The organism is Streptococcus oralis subsp. dentisani (assembly GCF_002096335.1).
Classification (GTDB): domain Bacteria; phylum Bacillota; class Bacilli; order Lactobacillales; family Streptococcaceae; genus Streptococcus; species Streptococcus oralis_Z.
The window spans coordinates 52,936-76,098 of record NZ_NCUW01000030.1; the positions used below are offsets into that span (position 1 = coordinate 52,936).

At 39.2% G+C, this 23,163-nt stretch carries 21 protein-coding genes, 1 pseudogene and 1 other annotated feature; of the genes and pseudogenes, 21 read left to right on the top strand and 1 reads right to left on the bottom strand.

All coding sequences use genetic code 11. The features are described from left to right. From csm4 to alaS, 7 genes are all read left to right on the top strand, one after another. The gene (gene csm4, locus B7709_RS06770) at window positions 1-906 is read left to right on the top strand and encodes a type III-A CRISPR-associated RAMP protein Csm4 (protein WP_084972197.1); all 906 of its coding nucleotides are present in this window, start codon (window positions 1-3) and stop codon (window positions 904-906) included. Beyond that, complete coding sequence (gene csm5 / locus B7709_RS06775) at window positions 903-1,985, top strand: type III-A CRISPR-associated RAMP protein Csm5 (RefSeq protein WP_084972198.1); 1,083 nt, start codon at window positions 903-905, stop codon at window positions 1,983-1,985. The genes csm4 and csm5 overlap by 4 nt, the downstream gene beginning before the upstream one ends. After that, window positions 1,982-3,142, top strand: coding sequence for a type III-A CRISPR-associated CARF protein Csm6 (gene csm6 / locus B7709_RS06780; protein WP_084972199.1), 1,161 nt, complete (start codon window positions 1,982-1,984; stop codon window positions 3,140-3,142). The genes csm5 and csm6 (B7709_RS06780) overlap by 4 nt, the downstream gene beginning before the upstream one ends. A 16-nt stretch (window positions 3,143-3,158) precedes the next feature. After that, window positions 3,159-3,515: a CARF domain-containing protein gene (locus B7709_RS10380; RefSeq protein WP_394334463.1), complete on the top strand. Its 357-nt coding sequence runs from the start codon at window positions 3,159-3,161 to the stop codon at window positions 3,513-3,515. Beyond that, window positions 3,516-4,445, top strand: a complete 930-nt coding sequence (csm6, locus tag B7709_RS06785; protein ID WP_394334464.1) for a type III-A CRISPR-associated CARF protein Csm6 — start codon at window positions 3,516-3,518, stop codon at window positions 4,443-4,445. A 303-nt stretch (window positions 4,446-4,748) separates the two neighbouring features. Further along, entirely contained in the window at window positions 4,749-5,234 is a 486-nt protein-coding gene (locus tag B7709_RS06790; RefSeq protein WP_084972200.1) for an LURP-one-related/scramblase family protein, read from the top strand. A 22-nt stretch (window positions 5,235-5,256) separates the two neighbouring features. Further along, window positions 5,257-7,875 (top strand): alanine--tRNA ligase, encoded by a 2,619-nt coding sequence (gene alaS / locus B7709_RS06795; RefSeq protein ID WP_084972201.1) that lies wholly within the window; start codon window positions 5,257-5,259, stop codon window positions 7,873-7,875. 796 nt (window positions 7,876-8,671) lie between these two features. On the opposite strand, the gene ald is transcribed toward alaS, so the two are convergent. Next, window positions 8,672-9,784, bottom strand: coding sequence for an alanine dehydrogenase (gene ald / locus B7709_RS06800; RefSeq protein WP_084972202.1), 1,113 nt, complete (start codon window positions 9,782-9,784; stop codon window positions 8,672-8,674). A gap of 184 nt (window positions 9,785-9,968) precedes the next feature. On the opposite strand from ald, the gene B7709_RS06810 reads away from it, so the two are divergent. The 14 genes and pseudogenes from B7709_RS06810 to B7709_RS06875 all read left to right on the top strand — a co-directional run bounded on the left by B7709_RS06810 (window position 9,969) and on the right by B7709_RS06875 (window position 22,463). Then, the gene (locus B7709_RS06810; protein ID WP_084972204.1) at window positions 9,969-10,589 is read left to right on the top strand and encodes a hypothetical protein; all 621 of its coding nucleotides are present in this window, start codon (window positions 9,969-9,971) and stop codon (window positions 10,587-10,589) included. A 117-nt stretch (window positions 10,590-10,706) separates the two neighbouring features. Next, complete coding sequence (locus B7709_RS06815; protein WP_084972205.1) at window positions 10,707-11,276, top strand: GNAT family N-acetyltransferase; 570 nt, start codon at window positions 10,707-10,709, stop codon at window positions 11,274-11,276. Between the two features lie 66 nt (window positions 11,277-11,342). After that, window positions 11,343-11,993, top strand: a complete 651-nt coding sequence (locus tag B7709_RS06820) for a helix-hairpin-helix domain-containing protein (protein WP_084972206.1) — start codon at window positions 11,343-11,345, stop codon at window positions 11,991-11,993. Continuing rightward, window positions 11,977-14,217 carry a DNA internalization-related competence protein ComEC/Rec2 gene (locus B7709_RS06825; RefSeq protein WP_084972207.1) on the top strand — a complete coding sequence of 747 codons (2,241 nt, stop codon included), beginning with the start codon at window positions 11,977-11,979 and terminating at the stop codon, window positions 14,215-14,217. Before B7709_RS06820 ends, B7709_RS06825 begins: the two co-directional genes overlap by 17 nt. Window positions 14,218-14,371: 154 nt before the next feature. Then, window positions 14,372-14,588 (top strand): annotated as a pseudogene (locus B7709_RS10355) (hypothetical protein). A gap of 32 nt (window positions 14,589-14,620) precedes the next feature. Continuing rightward, window positions 14,621-15,214 (top strand): ATP-binding cassette domain-containing protein, encoded by a 594-nt coding sequence (locus tag B7709_RS06835; RefSeq protein ID WP_084972208.1) that lies wholly within the window; start codon window positions 14,621-14,623, stop codon window positions 15,212-15,214. Beyond that, entirely contained in the window at window positions 15,211-16,395 is a 1,185-nt protein-coding gene (locus B7709_RS06840) for a hypothetical protein (RefSeq protein ID WP_084972209.1), read from the top strand. Before B7709_RS06835 ends, B7709_RS06840 begins: the two co-directional genes overlap by 4 nt. A gap of 157 nt (window positions 16,396-16,552) precedes the next feature. Next, window positions 16,553-16,684 (top strand) — a sequence feature (ribosomal protein L20 leader region). Window positions 16,685-16,699: 15 nt separating this feature from the next. Beyond that, window positions 16,700-17,230, top strand: a complete 531-nt coding sequence (infC, locus tag B7709_RS06845; RefSeq protein WP_000848184.1) for a translation initiation factor IF-3 — start codon at window positions 16,700-16,702, stop codon at window positions 17,228-17,230. A 32-nt stretch (window positions 17,231-17,262) separates the two neighbouring features. Beyond that, window positions 17,263-17,463 (top strand): 50S ribosomal protein L35, encoded by a 201-nt coding sequence (rpmI, locus tag B7709_RS06850; RefSeq protein WP_001125942.1) that lies wholly within the window; start codon window positions 17,263-17,265, stop codon window positions 17,461-17,463. A gap of 51 nt (window positions 17,464-17,514) precedes the next feature. Beyond that, complete coding sequence (rplT, locus tag B7709_RS06855) at window positions 17,515-17,874, top strand: 50S ribosomal protein L20 (RefSeq protein ID WP_000124830.1); 360 nt, start codon at window positions 17,515-17,517, stop codon at window positions 17,872-17,874. Window positions 17,875-17,928: 54 nt separating this feature from the next. Next, window positions 17,929-18,309 (top strand): lactoylglutathione lyase, encoded by a 381-nt coding sequence (gene gloA / locus B7709_RS06860; protein ID WP_084972210.1) that lies wholly within the window; start codon window positions 17,929-17,931, stop codon window positions 18,307-18,309. A gap of 248 nt (window positions 18,310-18,557) precedes the next feature. After that, entirely contained in the window at window positions 18,558-19,358 is an 801-nt protein-coding gene (locus tag B7709_RS06865) for a dihydroorotate dehydrogenase electron transfer subunit (RefSeq protein WP_084972211.1), read from the top strand. After that, window positions 19,321-20,307: a dihydroorotate dehydrogenase gene (locus B7709_RS06870; protein WP_162279169.1), complete on the top strand. Its 987-nt coding sequence runs from the start codon at window positions 19,321-19,323 to the stop codon at window positions 20,305-20,307. Before B7709_RS06865 ends, B7709_RS06870 begins: the two co-directional genes overlap by 38 nt. A 131-nt stretch (window positions 20,308-20,438) precedes the next feature. Next, window positions 20,439-22,463 carry a glucosaminidase domain-containing protein gene (locus tag B7709_RS06875; protein ID WP_084972213.1) on the top strand — a complete coding sequence of 675 codons (2,025 nt, stop codon included), beginning with the start codon at window positions 20,439-20,441 and terminating at the stop codon, window positions 22,461-22,463. The last annotated feature ends 700 nt before the right edge of the window (window positions 22,464-23,163 follow it).

Below are 23,163 nucleotides of genomic sequence, written 5' to 3' on the forward strand. Positions count from 1 at the left end.
ATGACCTACAAGATGTATATTATGAACTTCCATACTGCTCACTTCGGAGCAGGCAGTTTGGATAGTTCTAAAATGACTTTTGCAGCGGACCGATTGTTTTCAGCCTTAGCTATAGAAGCAAAAAAAATGGGAAAAATGGAGGAATTCGTGTCAATAGCGGGTCAAGATGAATTTGTTTTGACTGATGCCTTTCCTTACCAGTCAGGACCATTTTTACCTAAGCCGATAGGATTTCCAAAGTTTGATCAGGCAGATTTAACGACAGATGTCAAAGAAGTGCGACGTCAAGCGAAAATGGCAAAGAAACTTCAGTTTATTCCTTTAGAGAAATTTGATTCTTATGTAAATGGGACTCTTTTTGAAGATGCAGAACATGGAGTAACAAACATCGTCACTAAAAACCAACCTCATGTGGATGGAGCTCTTTATCAAGTTTCTACAGTTCGATTTGCTGATAAGTCTGCTCTCTATGTGATTGCTACCGAATCAGAACTCTTAAATGAACTCATGACAAGCTTGCAGTATACGGGAATTGGGGGCAAACGTTCCAGTGGCTATGGACAATTTGATTTGACAATTAACAATCTACCTGATTCTCTTAAAAATCGTCTTACCAAGGTTCATCAAGGACCTGTCATGACCTTGACAACTTCTCTACCAGTTGAAAAGGAACTTGAATATGCTATGGAAACTGGTTCCTATTTACTAAGTAAATCAAGTGGTTTTGCTTTTAGTACAGAAACTAATGAAAATTACCGTAAGCAGGATTTATATAAGTTTGCTTCTGGATCTACTTTCTCTGAAACCTATACAGGACAGATTGTAGATGTAAGACCTCTTGATTTTCCACATGAAGTATTAAGCTATGCTAAACCATTATTTTTAAAGATGGAGGGAGAAAGATGAAAACAGAGTATAGAACCTTTCAATTCAGTCTCCTAGCCATGGCTCCTATCCATACTGGCAGTGGTGATAAGTACACATCTCGTGAATTTATCTATGAAGATGGGTACTTTTATTTCCCTGATATGGGTAAGTTTTATAATCGAATGGTGGAGAAAGGTTATGATCAGAAGTTTGAGCGCTTTTTACAAGAGAGAAAGGCAAGTGCCAGTAATAATCGTTTGGTTTCCTTTTTAGAGGATAACCGTATTTCTGACCGTGATTTTGGTGGTTATAGGATTAAAGAGACTGGTTTTGAAACCGAAAAGAACAACATTGATTCCCAGTTAGGTACTATTAATGAAGTAGCAAAGTTTATGAGAGACCCTTATGGTAATCCTTATATACCTGGTAGTTCGTTAAAGGGAGCCATTCGAACTATTTTAATGAACACAAATCCTCACTGGAACAATAAAAAGGTGGTTGATACTAGAGGTAAGAATCCTAAGGAAAATAAAAATATGATTCCTTGGGTGCCTAAGAAGGGTAAAGAATTCAATAACATATTTAATGCCATTCGTGTTAGTGATAGCAAACCATTTAACAATGACAGTCTTATTTTAGTTCAAAAATGGGATTATTCAGCCAAGTCCTTAACTCCCAAGCCTCTTCCCTTATACAGGGAAGCCATCGCACCCTCAACTAAAATCAATTTCACCATTACTACAACTACTAAGGAAGCTGGAATCCTAATGGAAGAATTAGGACAGAGAGCGCAAGCCTTTTACAAAGAATATAAAAACTTTTTCTTATCAGATTTTCCTGAAAATAAAATTCAGCCAAATAGTCAATATCCTATCTACTTGGGTGCTGGTAGTGGAGTTTGGACAAAAACAATTTTTAAACAAGCATATGAAATTGTAAAAGAGAACCACAAGAAACCAGTACAAACTAAGATGAAGGGTAAAGGTGTATTAAAGCTTACAAAAGCCCCTATCCTTTTGGAAGATGACTCTGTTCAGCCTTCCATATTAATAAAAAATGATGAATTCTTCTATGAAATGGGCAAGGCAAACTTTATGATTAAGGAGATTACTAAATGAAGGTTTTGATTTCAGCAGTGGGTGATACAGATCCAATCCGTAATTTTCACGATGGAGCTTTAGTACATATTGCGAGAAAATATCGTCCAGAAAAGATTATTATTGTTTTTTCAGAGAGAACAATTAGTAAGAAAGATGATATTGAGAAAGTAATTCACTCTATCGATTCTGAATACCTCCCAGAAATTGTATGTCATGAACCAATTATCTTGAATGAAGATGTATTTGTTTTTGATACTATGTATGATCAATTTGATGCTATTATACAAGAGTATTATACAAAAGACGATGATTTTATTCTTAATCTTTCAAGTGCAACTCCTCAAGTAAAATCAGCTTTGTTTGTAATTAATAGACTTAGTGAAATCAATGTCAAGGCAGTACAAGTTTCAAGTCCTGAAAATGATTCAAATGCAGGAGTTGGACATGATGATTCAGAAGATATTGACGCACTAATTGATACGAACTTAGATAACAAACAGGACTATATCGACCGAACCATTGAAGATACTTCAGAGAAGTTTAAACAAGGCTTAATGAAGAAAACTTTACGTGATTTTATTACGAAATATGATTACAAAGCAAGTTTAGAGGTTGCTAATCAATTATCAGACTTTCCTGGATTGAAAGATTGTCGCAAAAAGTTGCAAGATATTGTGGATTCATTAGACAGGCAAGCTGTACCTCAAGTCCTCCAAAAGAAAAAATGGAGCGAAGAACAGAAAAAAGTATTAAATGCTTATTTGACTATTGATTTGCAAAAAGAACGTGGTAATTTTAGTGAAGGTCTGATTAGAATTAAAAACCTCACAGAGTTTATCTTAGAAGACTATATCGAAAATCGTTATCCAGGATTTTTGGATAATTACGTGAGTGAATCAGAGAAATATTATCTCGGGATTTGGGATTATAGTAAGATCTTAAAAGAAAAACATGAGTGGAATCAATATAAAAAAATCAAACCGATTATTAACATGAATTCAACTCGAAATACTGTAGCTCACAAATTGGATCCATTAGATTCTGCGGAATTAAAACAGTTAGGTCCTGTTCTAAAAACTCTAAAAGGGCTAATCAAGGAACAGTATCAACTCACTGAGAAGGATTTTAATTTTTACAATGATTTTAATAAGGAATTATTAGAATTACTGAAATAATGAGAGGTAGAATATCTTGGAAATTTTAATTTCAGCAGTTGGAACGACAGATCCGATAAGTTATAATCGAGATGCAGCTTTATTACATATTGCTCGAACTTACAGACCTGAACAGATTGTTTTGGTTTATAGTGAAGAAATGTTAGTAAAAAATGATCTAGTTGAGAAAGCATTATGTTCAATAGAGGGTTATCATCCTAAAGTGGTTATTGAATCAATCATATTGAAAAATGATGAAGTCTATCTATTTGATAAAATGTATGAAGTGATGGGACAGATTATCGAAAAATACTCTGGAACAGATCATCAATTAATCTTAAATCTATCCTCAGGAACACCTCAGATTATTTCTGCTTTATTTGCCTTAAATTGAATTAATGATTATAATACGCAAGCTATACAGGTTGCAACACCAAACAAATCAGCAAATAGAAAGTATGTGCCACTTTCAAGTGAAGATGAACAGAGGCTTTTTGACGAGAACGAGGATAACCAAAAGGATTACGAAGATCGTACAATCAAAGATGAAGCTGAAAAATTTAACCAGTCTCTTATCAAGCGCCACTTAAGAAATTTAATCTCTTCTTATGATTATCTTGCTGCGGAAGAATTAGTTACTAGAAAAGAATACAATAAATTACTTTCTAAAAAGAAATTAGCTCGTTTAAGATACATATTAAATGATTTTGTAAAAGTATTTAAAACTCAAGCGATTTTAAAAAATATTCAGGGATATTCACTTACAGAAGTTGAGAAAAAAGCTCTTAATTACTTTTTAATGATTGAAGTTTTGAAAGAAAGAGGGCAGGTTGCTGATGTCTTAATCAAATCAAAGTCTTATGTTGAATTTATCATCGAAGAAAAGATAAAGAAAGATTATCCAGATTTGATCAAATATGATGGAACTTTTCCAAAGTTAAATGAAGAATACAAGGATTTTGAAGCTATATTAGATTTCATTGATCTAGAATTTAAGAAAGCCAAGGGTATAAAAGATGAGAAGGAAAGAATCTATTCCCCTCAGTCAACCTTAAATCTCTTGTCATATGAAAATATTCTATCTTATTATCAAGTTTCTCCTGAATTACTTAAGTCCATAAAGCTAATAAATAGCTTAAATGGTGAGAGAAATAAGGTGGCACATGGCTTGTCAGAGATTAATAGTAAACTAGTCAATTCTAGAAAATTGCAACAGACAATAGATACCTTACGCTTTATTTTACAAAATACATTTGAAATTGATGATAGCTATTTTACTTGTTATCGGACATTGAATCATGAAATGTTAGATCTACTTCGTTAGTAATTATGTGCGTTTAAAATATCTTAATTGTAAGTAGCTTATCTCGTTTGTGTGTTTACATAGCTAATTTCACAGTTGACGCAAACTTAAAAAAACGATATAATACTAGAGTTGAGAATTGATTTTCAATTGCCTTAGTCCAGAGAAATGGCGGTGCTGCGAGCCATCTAAGCTAGGAAGTCGTGCTACTCAATCATACAATTGCATAAGATTTTGAGAATGACAAGTTCATTGAATGAAGGTGGTACCGCGGTTTTTCGCCCTTCGTGATATGAGCTTGTCTTTTGATTTTTGGAGGTGTTTATGAAGACATTTCTCGTGAAACAAAAGTTTCGTCTTGGAGGCGAACGCTTTGATATCAAGGATGATAGAGGAGTAGTGAACTATCAGGTGGAGGGATCTTTTTTCCAAATTCCTAAAACCTTTACCATCTATGACGCCTATGGTGAGCAAGTCAGTGAAATCAGCAAAGAATTTTTCACTTTGCTTCCTCGCTTTAACATTCAGTTACGGGACGGTTCCAATTTCGTCATTCGTAAGAAGTTGACCTTCTGGCGAGATAGGTATGAATTTGATGATTTAGGCCTTCGTATCGAGGGCAATATCTGGGATTTGAATTTCAAATTGCTGGATGACCGAGATCAACTTGTCGCCGAGATTAGGAAAGAAATTTTCCATTTGACCTCAACTTACACCGTAACCGTCTATGAAGACTCTTATGCAGATCTGGTCATTTCCCTCTGTGTCACGATTGACTATGTGGAGATGCTAGAAAGCCAATCAAATTAAACAAGTGAAATAAGGAGACAATATGAAACAACTATCTAGTGCACAAGTACGCCAAATGTGGCTGGATTTCTGGGCAAGCAAAGGCCACTCTGTAGAACCATCAGTCAGCTTGGTTCCAGTAAACGACCCAACTCTTTTGTGGATTAACTCTGGGGTAGCAACTCTTAAGAAATATTTTGACGGGACCATTATCCCTGAAAATCCTCGGATTACCAATGCGCAAAAGGCCATCCGTACCAACGATATTGAAAACGTAGGGAAGACAGCACGTCACCACACCATGTTTGAAATGTTGGGGAATTTCTCTATCGGAGATTACTTCCGTGATGAAGCTATCACTTGGGCTTATGAACTCTTGACAAGCCCAGAATGGTTTGATTTCCCAGCTGAAAAACTTTACATGACCTACTATCCAGACGATAAAGATTCTTACAACCGCTGGATTGAAGTGGGAGTTGATCCAAGTCACTTGATTCCAATCGAGGACAACTTCTGGGAAATCGGTGCGGGACCTTCTGGACCTGATACAGAGATTTTCTTTGACCGTGGAGAAGCTTTTGACCCAGAAAATATCGGTCTTCGCCTCCTTGCAGAAGATATCGAAAACGACCGTTACATCGAAATCTGGAACATCGTTTTGTCACAGTTTAACGCAGACCCTGCTGTTCCTCGTAGTGAGTACAAGGAATTACCGCACAAGAACATCGATACGGGCGCTGGTTTGGAGCGTTTGGTGGCAGTTATCCAAGGGACTAAGACAAACTTTGAAACAGACCTCTTCATGCCAATCATTCGTGAAGTAGAGAAATTGTCTGGTAAGGTCTACGACCAAGATGGCGACAACATGAGCTTTAAGGTTATCGCTGACCATATCCGTTCTCTTTCATTTGCTATTGGGGATGGTGCTCTCCCAGGAAATGAAGGCCGTGGTTATGTCCTTCGTCGTCTCCTTCGTCGTGCTTCCATGCATGGTCAAAAATTGGGCATCAACGAACCTTTCCTTTACAAACTCGTTCCAACTGTTGGAAAAATCATGGAAAGCTACTACCCAGAAGTACTTGAAAAACGTGATTTTATTGAAAAAATTGTCAAAAGCGAAGAAGAGTCATTTGCCCGTACCCTTCATTCAGGTCAACACTTTGCCCAAGGCATCGTAGCAGACTTGAAAGCGAAAGGTCAAAGCGTCATCGCTGGACAAGATGTCTTCAAACTCTACGACACTTATGGATTCCCAGTTGAATTGACAGAAGAAATCGCTGAAGAAGCTGGGATGACTGTAGACCGTGAAGGTTTTGAAGCAGCCATGAAAGAACAGCAAGAACGCGCGCGTGCGTCAGCTGTCAAGGGTGGTTCAATGGGTATGCAGAATGAAACCCTTCAAAATATCACTGTTAAGAGCGTCTTTAACTATGAAGCATCACAATTGTCTTCTAAATTGGTGACCATCGTAGCGGACAATGCAGAAGTTGAAACTGTCTCTGAAGGAACTGCCTCTCTTATCTTTGCGGAAACTCCATTCTATGCTAAGATGGGTGGACAGGTTGCTGACCACGGTCAAATCTTGGATGCTGCTGGAAATGTTGTGGCCACGGTGACAGATGTTCAAAAAGCGCCAAATGGCCAACCGCTACATACAGTTGAAGTCCATGCTCCGCTTGCCTTGAACCAAGAATACACACTTAGCATCGACACCAACCGTCGTCTTCGTGTCATGAAAAACCACACAGCGACTCACTTGCTCCATGCAGCCCTTCACAATATCCTTGGTAGCCACGCAACTCAAGCAGGTTCACTAAACGAAGTAGAATTCCTCCGCTTTGACTTTACTCACTTCCAAGCTGTGACGGCAGAAGAACTTCGTGCAATTGAACAACAAGTCAATGAGAAAATCTGGGAAGCAATCGCAGTGGAAACTGTTGAGACTGATATTGAGACAGCTAAAGAAATGGGAGCCATGGCTCTCTTTGGTGAGAAATACGGTAAGGAAGTTCGTGTTGTGACGATCGGCGATTACTCAGTCGAGCTTTGTGGTGGTACCCACGTTGGCAACACTTCTGAGATTGGCCTCTTCAAGATTGTCAAAGAAGAAGGGATCGGATCAGGAACTCGCCGTATCTTGGCCGTGACTGGTAAAGAAGCCTTCGAAGCTTACCGTGAACAAGAAGACGCTCTGAAAGCCGTCGCAGCAACCTTGAAAGCACCTCAACTCAAGGAAGTGCCTCATAAAGTTGAAGGCCTTCAAGAGCAACTCCGCCAATTGCAAAAAGAAAATGCAGAATTGAAGGAAAAAGCAGCAGCAGCAGCGGCAGGCGATGTCTTCAAGAATGTTCAAGAAGTAAAGGGCCACCGTTACATTGCGAGCCAAGTATCTGTATCAGATGCAGGTGCCCTTCGTACCTTTGCAGATAACTGGAAACAAAAAGACTACTCTGACGTGCTAGTCCTAGTTGCAGCTATCGGTGACAAGGTAAATGTTCTTGTAGCAAGTAAGAGCAAAGATATCCACGCAGGTAATTTGGTTAAAGAATTGGCTCCGATCGTTGATGGACGTGGTGGTGGAAAACCAGACATGGCCATGGCAGGAGGAAGCAACCAAGCTAAGATTCAAGAATTGCTGGATGCAGTAGCAGGTAAATTGTAAGAAAAAATGAGTCCCGGCCAACTATTGTTGGTAAATAAGAAATCATACTCTGAAGAGAGCCGTACTGGTTCTCTTCTTTTTGATATCCAGTGACTATTCTAACTTTAAAGTTGTCAAAAATACAAAAAATAAAAACATTTTGCTTAATTATCTTGGATAGGGATTTTATTGTAGGGACTAAACATGTTCCATTTTAATGCCCTTCACTTGGTCTTTCTCTGTTTGGAATATCATAGGAAAAGATTGGTTACATTTGTCACTCCATAGTCCGTTCCCTCCTCCCAAGATATGCAAACGGCAGTTAAAACAGAGCTTTAGATTCATGTTGGTTAAGAATGCAGTTGGAACCGGTGACAGGTAAAACTTTTCTCGACAGCAGTCGTATGGGGCATCTTTATCGGTCGTTGAGTGAATTTAGGAAGACCTATTTTAACCAAGTAGTCAATACTGTGGGGACATTTTGGAGCAGGATAATTCAGTCTAGCGCTGTCTCGCTTGCGACTTTTAGTTTATAGATAGTATAGGATAGAAAATTTGTTGTTTTTAGTCTAGTTATAAGAAACAGTATGATAAATCTTAATCTTCTCCACTTTCCAACTTAAAATGAGGAGTTTGGTTAAAGAATAGGAATTTTTAATAATCGTTGGTTTTACATTCTGGGAACATTCTTGTTGGTATTGAAAAATTGAGAGAATATATGATTTTTGTGGATATTTTTCGATACCAGAAAATCAAGAAAAAGAGCAGTTGAGATGAGACTGCTCTTTCTTGTATTTATGTTAACTAGTTAATGTCTTTAGACAAGTTCATCAATCGAAGTGTGGTCCTTATCTAGCCCTTGTGAAACTGGAAGACTGGTCAAGTAACCTTGATAAGTTGTAACTCCTTCGCGTAAGCCTTGATCTTCAGTGATTGCCTTCTTAAAGCCTTTTCCAGCCAAGGCTTCGATGTAAGGAAGGGTGACATTGGTCAGGGCGATGGTAGAAGTACGAGCTACGGCACCAGGGATGTTGGCGACAGCATAGTGGAGCACCCCATGTTTTTCATAGACGGGTTCATCATGTGTTGTCACACGATCTGCTGTTGCGATAACACCGCCTTGGTCAACGGCAACGTCAATGATGACAGATCCTGGACGCATTTGTCTGACCATCTCATCTGTCACTAATTTCGGAGCCTTGGCACCAGGGATGAGAACTGCTCCAATTACTACATCAGCATCTTTCACGCTTGCTTCGATATTGAATGAATTGGACATAAGAGTTTGGATTTGGTTTCCGAAAACATCTTCTAGGACTGAGAGACGTTTAGCACTGATATCTAAAATAGTCACTTGAGCACCAAGTCCAAGAGCGATGCGGGCAGCATGTGTACCGACAACACCTCCACCGATGATGGTTACTTTTCCTTTTGGAACACCTGGTACACCACCAAGTAGGACACCAGATCCACCAGCTTGTTTGGTAAGGAAGTGAGCTCCGATTTGAACCGCCATACGACCAGCAACCTCACTCATAGGAACGAGGAGTGGCAGATGTCCTTGGCTGTCACGGACAGTCTCATAGGCAATTCCTGTTGTTTTTGCTGCTAGCATAGCATCTGCTAACTCTGGTGCAGCAGCCATGTGCAAGTAGGTGAAGAGGAGCAGGTCGTCGCGCAAGTAGCCATATTCAGAAGCTAATGGCTCTTTTACTTTCACGACTAACTCAGCTGCCCAAGCTTCACCAGCAGTAGCGACAATCTCAGCACCTTGCTTTTGGTAGTCAGCATCAGTAAAGCCAGAACCGAGTCCAGCATTTGTTTCGATAAGGACACGATGACCACGACCAACTAGGCTATAGACACCAGCAGGTGTGAGGGCGACACGGTTTTCGTTATTTTTAATTTCTTTTGGAATTCCAATTAACATAGAGATAACCTACCTTTCAATTGACGGGATTATTTTAGTTGTCACATCCCATTTCATAAATCAAAAATGTGATGGTTTTATTTTATATGAAACCGCTTCAAAAATCAAGAAAAACTTTTGCTTTGATGAGCTTTTTTTGCTAAGCTAGTAGGAAAATATATAAGTTAGGATAGGAGAAAGTTTTATGATAATCCATACAGAAGTTAATGCTGATACTTCTTCTCTCAACTTTATGTCAGTACAAAAAATTTATGTAAGACGTTGGGAGATAATTGGTGACTATAGAAGAAGGGAGGAGTATTTACAGTATTTGATTTCGCAATTATATGACTATTCAACTAAAAATAATTTTAATCTATACTTAGTATTAGGGGATGATTGTTTTAATGATAATACTAAAATAATCCAATATTATAAACTTTGGAAATTGCTAAAAAAGCAACACCTAGAGGTTAGGAATGCAATTTATTCTGAAGAGATTATGATTACGAAGAATAATAAAGTGAAATTTTTTGGTGGAATTCAAATATCAGATAGAGAGTCTGTTTCAGACATTGTTTCAATCTTGCTAGTAAAACTAACAGCTCATTTATTATTGTTGCCAGAGGGACTTAAAGTTACAACTTTTTTACAGTCAGGTTTTTCAAAGATAATAGCTGAAAATAGCGAGTATATTGAGAATGTGGTTAGTAGTGGTGGAATTGTTTTATTCCGTGAAGGTTACTTTGACGATAGGAATACAGATTTTATAGGTTTCGGGGAATTATCCTTAATTACTAAAGATTTATTTGGAAAAACGAAATAAATCTAGATAAGCTAAAATCCTTAGATGTTGTAAGAATACGAAGAATATAGCAGACCCTTTTGTAGTTGAAAACTTAGAGATTAAGAGGGATTCGGTTTTGAAACGAAAGGAGATAATATGGAATCAATCTTTTTAAAACTAGCTCAGTATCCAATAGTCGAGACTGAGCGTTTATTGCTTAGACATGTAACTTTGGATGATGCAGAAGCTATGTTTGAGTATGCCTCGGACAGAGAAAATACACGCTACACTTTTCCAACAAATCAAAGCTTAGAGGAAACCAAGAACAACATTGCTCAGTTCTACTTGGCCAATCCCTTGGGACGGTGGGGGATTGAACTAAAAAGCAATGGTCAGTTTATCGGTACCATTGACCTGCACAAGATTGACACAGTCTTAAAAAAGGCTGCTATTGGTTATATTATTAATAAAAAATATTGGAAGCAAGGATTGACAACAGAAGCCACTCGAGCCGTGATTGAGCTAGCTTTTGAGAAGATAGGGATGAATAAGTTGATAGCTGTTCATGACAAAGCAAATCCAGCTTCTGGTAGAGTGATGGAGAAGTCCGGTATGCGTTATTCTCATGACGAAGAGTATGCAGCTCTTGATCTGCATGAGGAAGGTCGAATCGTCACAAGAGTTCATTATGTCTTGACCAAGGAAAACTATTTTGCAAATAAATAAGCAGTTGAAAAGAAATTTTCGACTGTTTTTTCTTCCTCTTACGAATAATCAAAGAGAGGAGAAAATATGGAAGCAATTATCGAGAAAATCAAAGAGTATAAAATCATTGTCATCTGTGCAGGTTTGGGTCTGGCCTTAGGCGGCTTTTTCCTGCTAAAACCAAGTTCACAAACATCTGTGAAAGAAACAAATTTGCAGGCTGAAGTTGCAGCCGTTTCAAGTGATTCATCGTCTGAAAAAGAAGTGAAGAAGGAAGAAAAGGAAGAGTCCCCTGAACAAGATTTGATTACAGTGGATGTCAAAGGTGCTGTCAAATCACCAGGGATTTACGATTTGCCAGTCGGTAGTCGGATCAATGATGCTGTTCAGAAGGCTGGTGGCTTGACAGAGCAAGCAGATAGCAAGTCGCTCAATTTAGCCCAGAAAGTCAGCGACGAGGCTCTGGTCTACGTTCCGAGTAAGGGGGAAGAAGCAACTAGTCAGCAGACTGGTTCGGGAACGACTCCTTCTACAAGTAAGGATAAGAAGGTCAACCTAAATAAAGCTAGTCTGGAAGAGCTCAAGCAGGTCAAAGGACTTGGAGGGAAACGAGCTCAGGACATTATCGACCATCGTGAGGCAAATGGCAAATTCAAGTCGGTAGATGAACTCAAGAAAGTCTCTGGCATTGGTGCAAAGACCATAGAAAAGTTAAAAGACTATGTTACAGTGGATTAAGACTCTTCCTATCCCCTTAATCTATCTGGGCTTTTTGTTACTTTGGCTTTACTATGCCATTTTCTCAGCGTCCTATCTTGCTTTACTAGGCTTTGTTTTTTTGCTGATCTGCCTCTTTTTTCAATTTCCTTGGAAATCTGGAGGCAAAGTTCTAGCGATTTGTAGTTGTTTTGGAGTCTGGTTTCTATTTCAAACTTGGCACCAGACACAAGCTAGTCAAAACTTAGTCGCTTATGTTGAAAAGGTGAGGATTTTACCAGATACTATCAAAGTCAATGGAGATAGCCTGTCCTTTCGTGGCAAGTCTGATGGACGCATTTTTCAAGTCTATTATAAACTCCAGTCCGAGGAGGAGAAAGAGCAATTTCAAGCTTTGACAGATATTTATGAGATAGAACTAGAAGGAAAACTGTCCGAGCCAGAAGGGCAGAGAAATTTTGGTGGATTTGACTACCAAGCCTACCTGAAGACTCAGGGAATTTACCAGACTCTCAATATCAAAAAAATCCAGTCATTTAAACAGGTTAGCAGTTGGGATATTGGTGAAAACCTATCAAGCCTACGTCGAAAGGCTATTGTTTGGATTAAGAGCCATTTTCCCGACCCTATGCGCAACTATATGACAGGGCTGTTGCTAGGACATTTGGATACTGACTTCGAGGAGATGAATGAGCTTTATTCTAGTCTAGGGATTATCCATCTCTTTGCCTTGTCGGGTATGCAGGTGGGCTTTTTTATGGATGGGTTTAAGAAGCTCCTTTTACGATTGGGCTTGACTCAAGAAAATTTGAAGTGGCTGACTTATCCTTTTTCCCTTATCTATGCAGGGCTGACAGGATTCTCAGCTTCGGTCATTCGCAGTCTCTTGCAAAAGCTACTAGCCCAACATGGTGTTAAGGGCTTGGACAATTTTGCCTTGACGGTTCTTGTTCTCTTTATCATCATGCCCAACTTTTTCCTGACTGCAGGAGGTATCTTGTCCTGTGCCTATGCTTTTATCTTGACTATGACAAGCAAAAAAGGGGAGGGGATTAAGGCTGTGTTTAGAGAAAGCTTGGTTATATCCTTGGGAATATTGCCCATTTTATCCTTCTATTTTGCAGAATTTCAGCCTTGGTCAATTCTCTTGACCTTTGTCTTTTCATTTTTGTTTGACTTAGTCTTCTTACCTCTTTTGTCCATCTTATTCATTCTGTCCTTCGTTTACCCAGTCACTCAGTTTAACTTTGTCTTTGAGTGGTTGGAGGACATCATTCGCTTGGTATCTCAGCTGGCAAGCAGACCTATGGTCTTTGGTCAACCCAACGCATGGCTTTTGATTCTTCTTTTAGTTTCATTGGCCTTGGTCTATGACATGAGGAAAAACATCAAAAGACTAGCAATACTAGGCTTGTTTGTCGTGGGTCTCTTTTTCTTGACCAAGCATCCGCTGGAAAATGAAATTACCATGCTGGATATAGGGCAGGGGGAAAGTATTTTTCTACGGGATGTGACTGGTAAAGCCATCCTCATAGATGTGGGTGGTAAGGCAGAATCTGATAAGAAAGTTGAGAATTGGCAAGAAAAGACGACGATCAGCAATGCCCAGAGGACCTTGATTCCCTATCTAAAAAGTCGAGGAGTGGCTAAGATAGACCAGCTTGTTTTGACCAACACTGATAAAGAACATGTTGGTGATTTGCTGGAGGTGACCAAGGCTTTCCATGTCGGGGAGATTTTAGTATCAAAAGGAAGTCTGACACAGAAGAAATTTGTGGCAGAACTACAAGCGACTCAAACCAAGGTGCGCAGTGTGACAGCAGGGGAGAACTTGCCGATTTTTGGCAGTTACTTAGAAGTCCTATCTCCAAGGGAAATTGGAGATGGAAGTTATGATGATTCTCTCCTTCTTTATGGAAAACTCTTGGATAAGCACTTTCTCTTTACTGGAAACCTGAAGGAGAAGGGAGAGAAGGAACTTTTAAAGCAACACCCTACCTTAGAGGTGGATGTCTTGAAAGCTGGCCAGCATGGTGCTAAAACTTCATCAAATTCAGCTTTTCTGGAAAAACTTAAACCAGAAATTACACTCATCTCAGTTGGAAAGAATAATCGTGCCAAGCTCCCCCATCAGGAAACCTTGACACGACTGGAATCCATCAAGAGTAAGATTTACCGAACAGACCAGCAAGGGGCCATTCGTTTTAAAGGATGGAATAGTTGGCGAATTGAAAGTGTTCGTTAGGAAGAAAAATGTTATATATTAGTGAAATAAACTAAAAATCTGTTGCATAATACCGAGAAAAATGATATAATTAAAGCGCTTTCAAGGAAAAATATAAATGCAATGAAAACATGAAAAATCAGCAAAAGTTGTTTTATTAGCTAGTTTATGATTTATTGGTCTTTTTCAATCCAGTATATCTGCTGTGACAATCACTAAGTTATTGGTATGATTGGAATACTGTTTGGAAGTATAGTATGAATTACCACGGACATAGATATACTAACATTCCGGAATGGTCTCGTTATTACAGCTATTCTGAGTATAAAGTTGGCGGAGGCTGGAACTACGCTCGTTATGAGGTCATAAACTTCTATACTGGAGGTTATTAATCCTTAAAGAGTGAGAAAAAGGAGGGCTGGATATGTTAACTCTTACTCATGTTACCTTAAAAACGCGACAAGTCATCTTGCAAGATGTTGATTTCACCTTTAAAAAGGGTAGGATTTATGGCCTTCTTGCTATCAATGGCTCGGGAAAGACGACACTATTCCGAGCTATGAGCAAGTTGCTTCCCCTTAGTAGTGGACACATCGCAGTTCCTCCTTCTTTGTTTTATTATGAGAGCGTTGAATGGCTGGATGGAAACTTAAGTGGGATGGACTACCTTCGTCTCATAAAAAACATCTGGAAGTCAGACCTAAACTTGGGGGATGAAATCGCCTATTGGGAAATGTCTGACTATATCAATCTTCCCATCCGCAAGTATTCCTTAGGGATGAAGCAACGCTTGGTGATTGCCATGTATTTCCTCAGTCAGGCGAAATGCTGGCTTATGGATGAGATTACAAATGGCTTAGATGAGTATTATCGACAGAAGTTTTTTGATAGGCTGGCACAAATCGATAGAAAAGAACAGCTGGTTCTTTTGAGTTCCCACTACAAAGAGGAGTTAGTGGAGATTTGCGATAGCATGGTAACCATTCGTCAGGGGCAGATAGAAGAGGTTCCGTTATGAAAGATATTAGTCTATTTTTGTTAAAGAAAGTTTTCAAAAGTCGTTTAAACTGGATTATCTTAGCTTTATTTGCATCTGTACTCGGTGTTACCTTTTATTTAAATAGTCAGACTGCAAACTCACACAGCTTGGAGAGCAGGTTGGAAACTCGTATTGCAGCCAACGAGAGAGCTATCAATGAAAATGAAGAGAAACTCTCCCAAATGTCTGACACCAGCTCGGAGGAATACCAGACTGCTAAAAGTGATTTAGACTTGCAAAAAAATCTTTTGACGCGAAAGAAAGAAATTCTGACTTTATTAAAAGAAGGGCGCTGGAAAGAAGCCTACTATTTGCAGTGGCAAGATGAAGAGAAGGATTATGAATTTGTATCAAATGACCCGACTGCTAGCTCTGAATTAAAAATGGGGGTTGACCGCGAACGGAAGATTTATCAAGCCCTGTATCCCTTGAACATAAAAGCACATACTTTGGAGTTTCCGACCCACGGGATTGATCAGATTGTCTGGATTTTAGAGGTTATCATCCCAACCTTATTTGTGATTGGTATTATTTTTGTGCTAACACAACTGTTCGCAGAAAGATATCAAAATAATCTCGATATAGCTCAGTTATATCCTTTTTCAAAAGTGACATTTGCCCTGTCCTCTCTTGGAGTTGGGGTGAGTTATGTAACCGTGCTGTTTATCGGAATCTGTGGATTTTCTTTTCTAGTGGGAAGTCTGATAAGTGGTTTTGGACAGTTAGATTATCCCTATCCGTTCTATAGCTTAACGAATCAAGAGGTAACTATTGGGAAGATACAAGATGTGTTATTTCCTAGCTTGCTCTTAACTTTCTTAGCCTTTATCGTCATTGTGGAAATCGTGTACTTGATTGCATACTTTTTCAAGCAAAAAATGCCTGTCCTCTTTCTTTCCCTCATTGGGATTGTTGGCTTATTGTTTGGTATCCAAACGATCCAGCCTCTCCAAAAGATTGCACATCTGATTCCCTTTACTTACTTGCGTTCAGTGGAGATTTTATCTGGAAGATTACCTAAGCAAATTGATAATGTCAATCTAAATTGGAGCATGGGGATGGTCTTACTTCCTTGCCTGATTATCCTTTTGTTAGCGGGTATTCTATTTATCGAAAGATGGGGAAGTTCACGTAAAAAGGAAGTTTTTAATAGGTCTTAGCGTTCCTATACGGAAGATGAGGGGAAAAATAACATAGAGAGGGAACCAACTAGGTTCTCTCTTTTTGATGCAGACATCAAGAAGAAAACAGAAAGTTTTTTGAAAAAATAACTTTTTATCTTGACAAGGAATAGAAAACTTGGTATCATATAAAAGTTGAGAAAAGCAGAAGTGAGAGCTTCTCGCCTTGTGACATCAAGTTGCCTGGCCCTACGGATGAAAAGTTTCTAAGAAACGCTATCATAACGTGCGGGCTTGTATCATTACGAGCCCGCTCTTGTTTTTCTCTAATAATAAAAAAGAGGTGAAAACCATAGCAAAGCAAGACTTATTCATCAATGATGAAATTCGTGTACGTGAAGTTCGCTTGATCGGTCTTGAGGGAGAACAGCTAGGCATTAAGCCACTCAGCGAAGCACAAGCATTGGCTGATAGTGCAAATGTTGACTTAGTATTGATTCAACCCCAAGCAAAACCGCCTGTTGCTAAAATTATGGACTACGGTAAGTTCAAATTTGAGTACCAGAAAAAGCAAAAAGAACAACGTAAAAAACAAAGTGTTGTTACTGTGAAAGAAGTTCGTCTGAGTCCAACGATTGACAAGGGTGACTTTGACACAAAACTTCGCAATGCACGCAAGTTCCTTGAAAAAGGAAATAAAGTTAAGGTATCTATTCGCTTTAAGGGTCGTATGATTACCCATAAAGAGATTGGTGCGAAAGTTTTAGCCGAGTTTGCTGAAGCAACACAAGATATTGCGATCATCGAACAACGAGCTAAGATGGATGGACGCCAAATGTTCATGCAGTTGGCGCCAGCAACTGACAAAAAATAATTGTCAGAAAGTTAAATAAAGGAGAAAAAATCATGCCAAAACAAAAAACACACCGCGCATCAGCTAAACGTTTCAAACGTACAGGTTCTGGTGGACTTAAACGTTTCCGTGCTTACACTTCTCACCGTTTCCACGGAAAAACTAAGAAACAACGTCGTCATCTTCGTAAAGCATCTATGGTGCATTCAGGAGATTTCAAACGTATCAAAGCAATGCTTACTCGCTTGAAATAAGAGCCTAACAGTAAGTAAACAATTCTAGGAAATATTTGGAGGAAATAAAACATGGCACGTGTTAAAGGTGGCGTTGTATCACGCAAACGTCGTAAACGTATTCTTAAATTAGCAAAAGGTTACTATGGAGCTAAACACATCTTGTTCCGTACTGCAAAAGAACAAGTAATGAACTCTTACTACTATGCATACCGTGACCGTCGTCAGAAAAAACGTGACTTCCGCAAATTGTGGATCACTCGTATCAATGCGGCAGCTCGTTTGAACGGACTTTCATACTCACAATTGATGCATGGTTTGAAATTGGCTGAAATCGAAGTGAACCGTAAAATGCTTGCTGACTTGGCTGTTAACGATGCAGCAGCTTTCACAGCTCTTGCAGATGCAGCTAAAGCAAAACTTGGTAAATAATGTTTATAAGACTGGGAAGATTTTCTCAGTCTTTTTAAAAATAAAGGAGAACATATGGCTTCAAAAATGTTACACACTTGCTTGCGAGTAGAAAACCTTGAAAAATCAATCGCATTTTATCAAGATGCTTTTGGATTTAAAGAATTGCGTCGCAGAGATTTTCCAGATCATGCCTTCACCATTGTCTATCTAGGACTTGAGGGTGATGACTACGAATTGGAGTTAACCTATAACTATGACCACGGTCCTTATGTGGTAGGAGATGGCTTTGCCCATATCGCCCTCAGTACACCTGACCTTGAGGCACTTCATCAAGAACATAGCGCGAAAGGCTATGAGGTTACAGAGCCAAAAGGCCTACCAGGAACCAAACCAAACTATTACTTTGTCAAGGATCCTGATGGCTACAAGGTTGAAGTCATTCGTGAAAAATAATCCAGTAAAGTCAAGTAGAATGTTCGTTTTCTACTTGACTTTTTTACTTTGAAAGAGTATACTAATACAAATTTAACCTTTAAGGGGAGTCCAGAGAGACTCACAAGGTGTCAGATAAAAGTGATAGGGAAAACTCTCTGCGGAGACCTTTTAGTTGTGCGCATGAGTTCTGTCCTATCTCGACTGAGACCTTGCACTAGCAAGGTCTTTTCTTTATCTGGTCCCCTTAAAATTTAAGGAGGAAAATCATGAATCCCACATGTAAAAAGCGTATGGGTGCGATTCGTTTGGAAAGCATGAAGGTGGTTGCACAGGAGGAAATCGCTCCAGCAATCTTTGAATTAGTCCTAGAAGGGGAAATGGTTGAAGCCATGCGAGCTGGCCAATTTCTACATCTGCGGGTGCCTGATGATGCCCATCTCTTGCGTCGTCCTATTTCAATTTCGTCTATTGACAAGGCTAACAAGCAGTGTCGCCTCATTTATCGGATTGAGGGTGCTGGGACAGCTATTTTTTCAACATTAAGTCAGGGTGATAGTCTTGATGTGATGGGACCTCAGGGAAATGGTTTTGACTTGTCTGATTTAGACAATCAGAGCCAAGTTCTCCTCGTTGGTGGGGGGATTGGTGTTCCACCCTTGCTTGAGGTGGCCAAGGAATTGCATGCGCGTGGGGTAAAAATAGTAACAGTCCTCGGTTTTGCTAACAAGGATGCTCTTATCCTTGAAAAGGAATTGGCTCAATATGGTCAGATCTTTATAACGACAGATGATGGTTCTTATGGTATCAAGGGAAATGTGTCAGTCGTCATCAATGATTTAGAAAATCAGTTTGACGCCGTCTACTCATGTGGAGCTCCAGGAATGATGAAGTACATCAATCAAACCTTTTATGACCATCCAAGAGCCTATCTATCTCTAGAATCTCGTATGGCTTGCGGGATGGGTGCTTGCTATGCCTGTGTTCTAAAAGTGCCAGATAGTGAGACGGTCAGCCAACGCGTCTGTGAAGATGGCCCTGTCTTCCGTACAGGAACAGTTGTATTATAGGGAGAAAGTCATGACTACAAATCGCTTACAAATTTCTCTACCGGGCTTGGCCCTGAAAAATCCTATCATTCCAGCATCAGGCTGTTTTGGTTTTGGCCAAGAGTATGCCAAGTACTATGATTTAGACCTTTTAGGCTCCATTATGATCAAGGCAACGACACTTGAACCCCGTTTTGGTAATCCAACTCCCAGGGTAGCAGAGACACCTGCTGGTATGCTCAATGCAATCGGCTTGCAAAATCCGGGTTTAGAAGCTGTTTTAGCTGAAAAACTGCCTTGGCTGGAAAGAGAATATCCTACGCTTCCCATCATCGCTAATGTTGCAGGATTTTCAAAACAAGAGTATGCTGCTGTTTCTCGAGGAATTTCCAAGGCAGCTAATGTAAAAGCTATCGAGCTCAATATCTCTTGTCCTAATGTGGATCACGGCAATCATGGACTTTTGATTGGGCAAGATCCTGATTTGACTTATGAAGTGGTAAAAGCGGCTGTGGAAGCTTCTCATGTGCCAGTCTATGTCAAGCTGACCCCTAGTGTGACGGATATCGTTACTGTCGCAAAAGCCGCAGAAGATGCAGGAGCAAGTGGCTTAACCATGATCAATACTCTCGTTGGAATGCGATTTGACCTCAAAACTAGAAAACCAATCTTAGCCAATGGAACGGGTGGGATGTCAGGCCCAGCAGTCTTTCCAGTAGCCCTCAAACTCATTCGACAAGTAGCTCAAACAACAGACCTTCCCATCATTGGAATGGGGGGAGTGGATTCGGCTGAAGCTGCTTTGGAAATGTATCTGGCTGGAGCCTCTGCCATCGGAGTTGGAACAGCCAACTTTACTAATCCTTACGCCTGTCCTGACATCATCGAAAATCTGCCAAAAGTCATGGACAAATATGGCATTAGCAGTTTAGAAGAACTCCGTCTAGAAGTCAAAGCCAGTCTGAGATAAGCTAGACTTTCCTTATCGTCAACAAGACATAGAATCTTCATCAATTTGTAATATTTCCTTCTGTTAACTATGTTACAATAGGTTTTATAAAATAGTAATAGTGTAGATAGTTTTCTACTGAGGAGAATAAAATGAAGAAGATACTACTTGTAAGTACTGTCGTTCTTTCTATGGCAGGATTTGCAAAGACATCTGTATATGCTGAAGAATCACAGGTTACGAAAAAAACTCAGACCACAGATGTAGTCGAGAAAAAAGAAGAAGCTACTCCGAAAAAGGAAGTTCCCCGAGTGGAGCCCAAGAAAGAGCCGGTTGTAAAAGAGGAAAATTCTTCTAAAGATGACACATCCAAAAAGGAAAAAAACGAGGAAGTTATCAAGGAAGGTTGGAAAAAAGAGCAAGGAAACTGGCGTTTTTATGAGAATAACCAGCCCGTCGTAAACTGGACAAAAATTGGTGGTGTCTGGTATTACTTTGATAAAAACGGTATTATGCTCAGTAATACTATAGTTGATGGTTACCTTATCAAAGGTAACGGTGCTATGGCAGAAAACGATTGGGTGAAAATATCTGGCAAGCGGTACTATGCTACAGCTTCAGGCAAGATTTCTCGCGACAAATGGGAAAAGATTGAAGGTGTCTGGTATTACTTTGATAAAAACGGTATTATGCTCAGTAATACTATAGTTGATGGTTACCTTATCAAAGGTAACGGTGCTATGGCAGAAAACGATTGGGTAAAAATATCTGATAAGTGGTACTATGCTACAGCTTTAGGCAAGATTTCTCATAATAAGTGGGAAAAGATTGAAGATGTCTGGTATTACTTTGATAGAGATGGTGTCATGCTTAGTCGCACCATCTATAATGACTATCTCTTCCAAGGTAGTGGTGCTATGGCAGAAAACGATTGGGTGAAAATATCCGACAAGTGGTACTATGCTACAGCTTCAGGAAAGATTTCTCGCGACAAATGGGAGAAAATCAAAGGGACATGGTACTACTTCAATAGCGATGGTGTGATGGCAAGTAGCCAGTGGAAAAGTGACTACTATCTGAAAGATAGTGGCGCTATGGCGGAAAAAGAGTGGATTTTTGATAAATCCTACAATAGCTGGTTCTACTTGAAGTCAGGTGGAGCCTACGCTTCCCGTGAATGGATTGGTTCATACTACCTTAAATCTGGTGGTTATATGGCCAAAAATGAATGGATTTTTGACAAAGATTACGATGCTTGGTACTATCTAAAAGATGATGGTCGATATGTAACAGGTACTTTCACGATCAAAGGTAAAGAGTATTCCTTCCAGAATAATGGGAAATGGATCTCAGAGGCAAAATATTACAAAGTGAAGCCAATTACTGCTTATGTCTATAGCGCTTCTGGTGAACGATTGAGTTATGTATCGCAAGGAACCATAGTTTCACTTGGGGATGCTCAATCTAAAAAAGATAGTCAAATACCAGTCAATATTTCTGGTTTATCCGGCTTCATGAATAAAAGTGATTTAGTAGCTATTGATAAAGAAAGTGAGTTTGTCCCTCACTATACAAGCGATGGCAAGTATTTTTACCATGAGTTGTCACCTTATGTGAGTCTCCGTGTTGCTCCACATAGCTCGGCTATGACCATTGGTAAGAAATATTATTCAACTGATGGGCTTCATTTTGATAGCTTTACCATTGAAAATCCTTTCCTCTTTAGAGATTTGACTAAACCAAGTAATTACAGTGCAGCTGAATTGGATAAAGTTTATTCTTTGATGAATATTCGGGATAGTCGCCTCGCTGGTAAGGGAGCTATTTTTAAGGAAGCTGAGGAACGATATGGTGTGAATGCTCTTTACTTAATGGCCCATAGTGCACTTGAGAGTGCTTGGGGACGGAGCCAGATAGCTAAGGATAAGAATAATTTCTTTGGAATTGCAGCTTATGATTCGAGCCCGTATACCTCAGCCAAGAAATTTGATGATGTGGATAAGGGGATCCTCGGCGCGGCTAAGTGGATTCGTGAGAACTACATTGACCGTGGAAGAGATCACTTGGGGAACAAGGCGACAGGAATGAATGTTCTCTATGCTTCTGACCCATATTGGGGTGAAAAAATAGCTAGCATCATGATGAACATCAATAGCAAACTTGGTGGGAAAGACTAACTAAATGCTGCTATGTGGTAATATATTTCCCCAAAACAATTAGGCATTATACTAAAAGTAAGGATTGAGTTCTGTATTGTACAGGGCCCAGTTCTTTTAGTTATGCGACTATTAATCCGTATAGCTTTGTAAGGTGCGAGACAAATTTATAAGAAAACATTCGTGTGGTATAATAGAGAGGAAAAGGGGTTAAAACTACAGTGGGTAGATGTCATTCAATTCGAGGTTTTAAGAGCTTGTATCTTTTGATTATGGAGTGTTTGAGTTAGGGAGGGAGTGGAAATGAAAGAAAAGGAATAAACAATATAAAGGACTAGTTCATCTAGGAGAGTTTAAAAACAAATTGGTTTACTATGACCTAAAAGGAAGGAAACTGTATTTTTCAATTCTAGAAAGAACTTCTAAGAGTCAACAGTACTTTATTCTTTCCTTGATATTACTAGCTCTTCCATTTATTAGATTCTTGAATGGACTGACAATCTTTAGTATAGCTGAGCACAAGTATCTTTATTTGATTCTATTCTCTTGTCTTTTCTTACTTATCGGTAAATTGCTGGATATCTATTTTAAAAAAGATTTGGAGTTGTATCCTGCTTTATTTACAGATTTGGAGTACATAGAATTCCTAGAAGTAGTAAAGAAAAGTGGAGCTGTTGTTACTTCTGTACTTCGTGCTAGCTTTATTAGTTTATTAGTATCC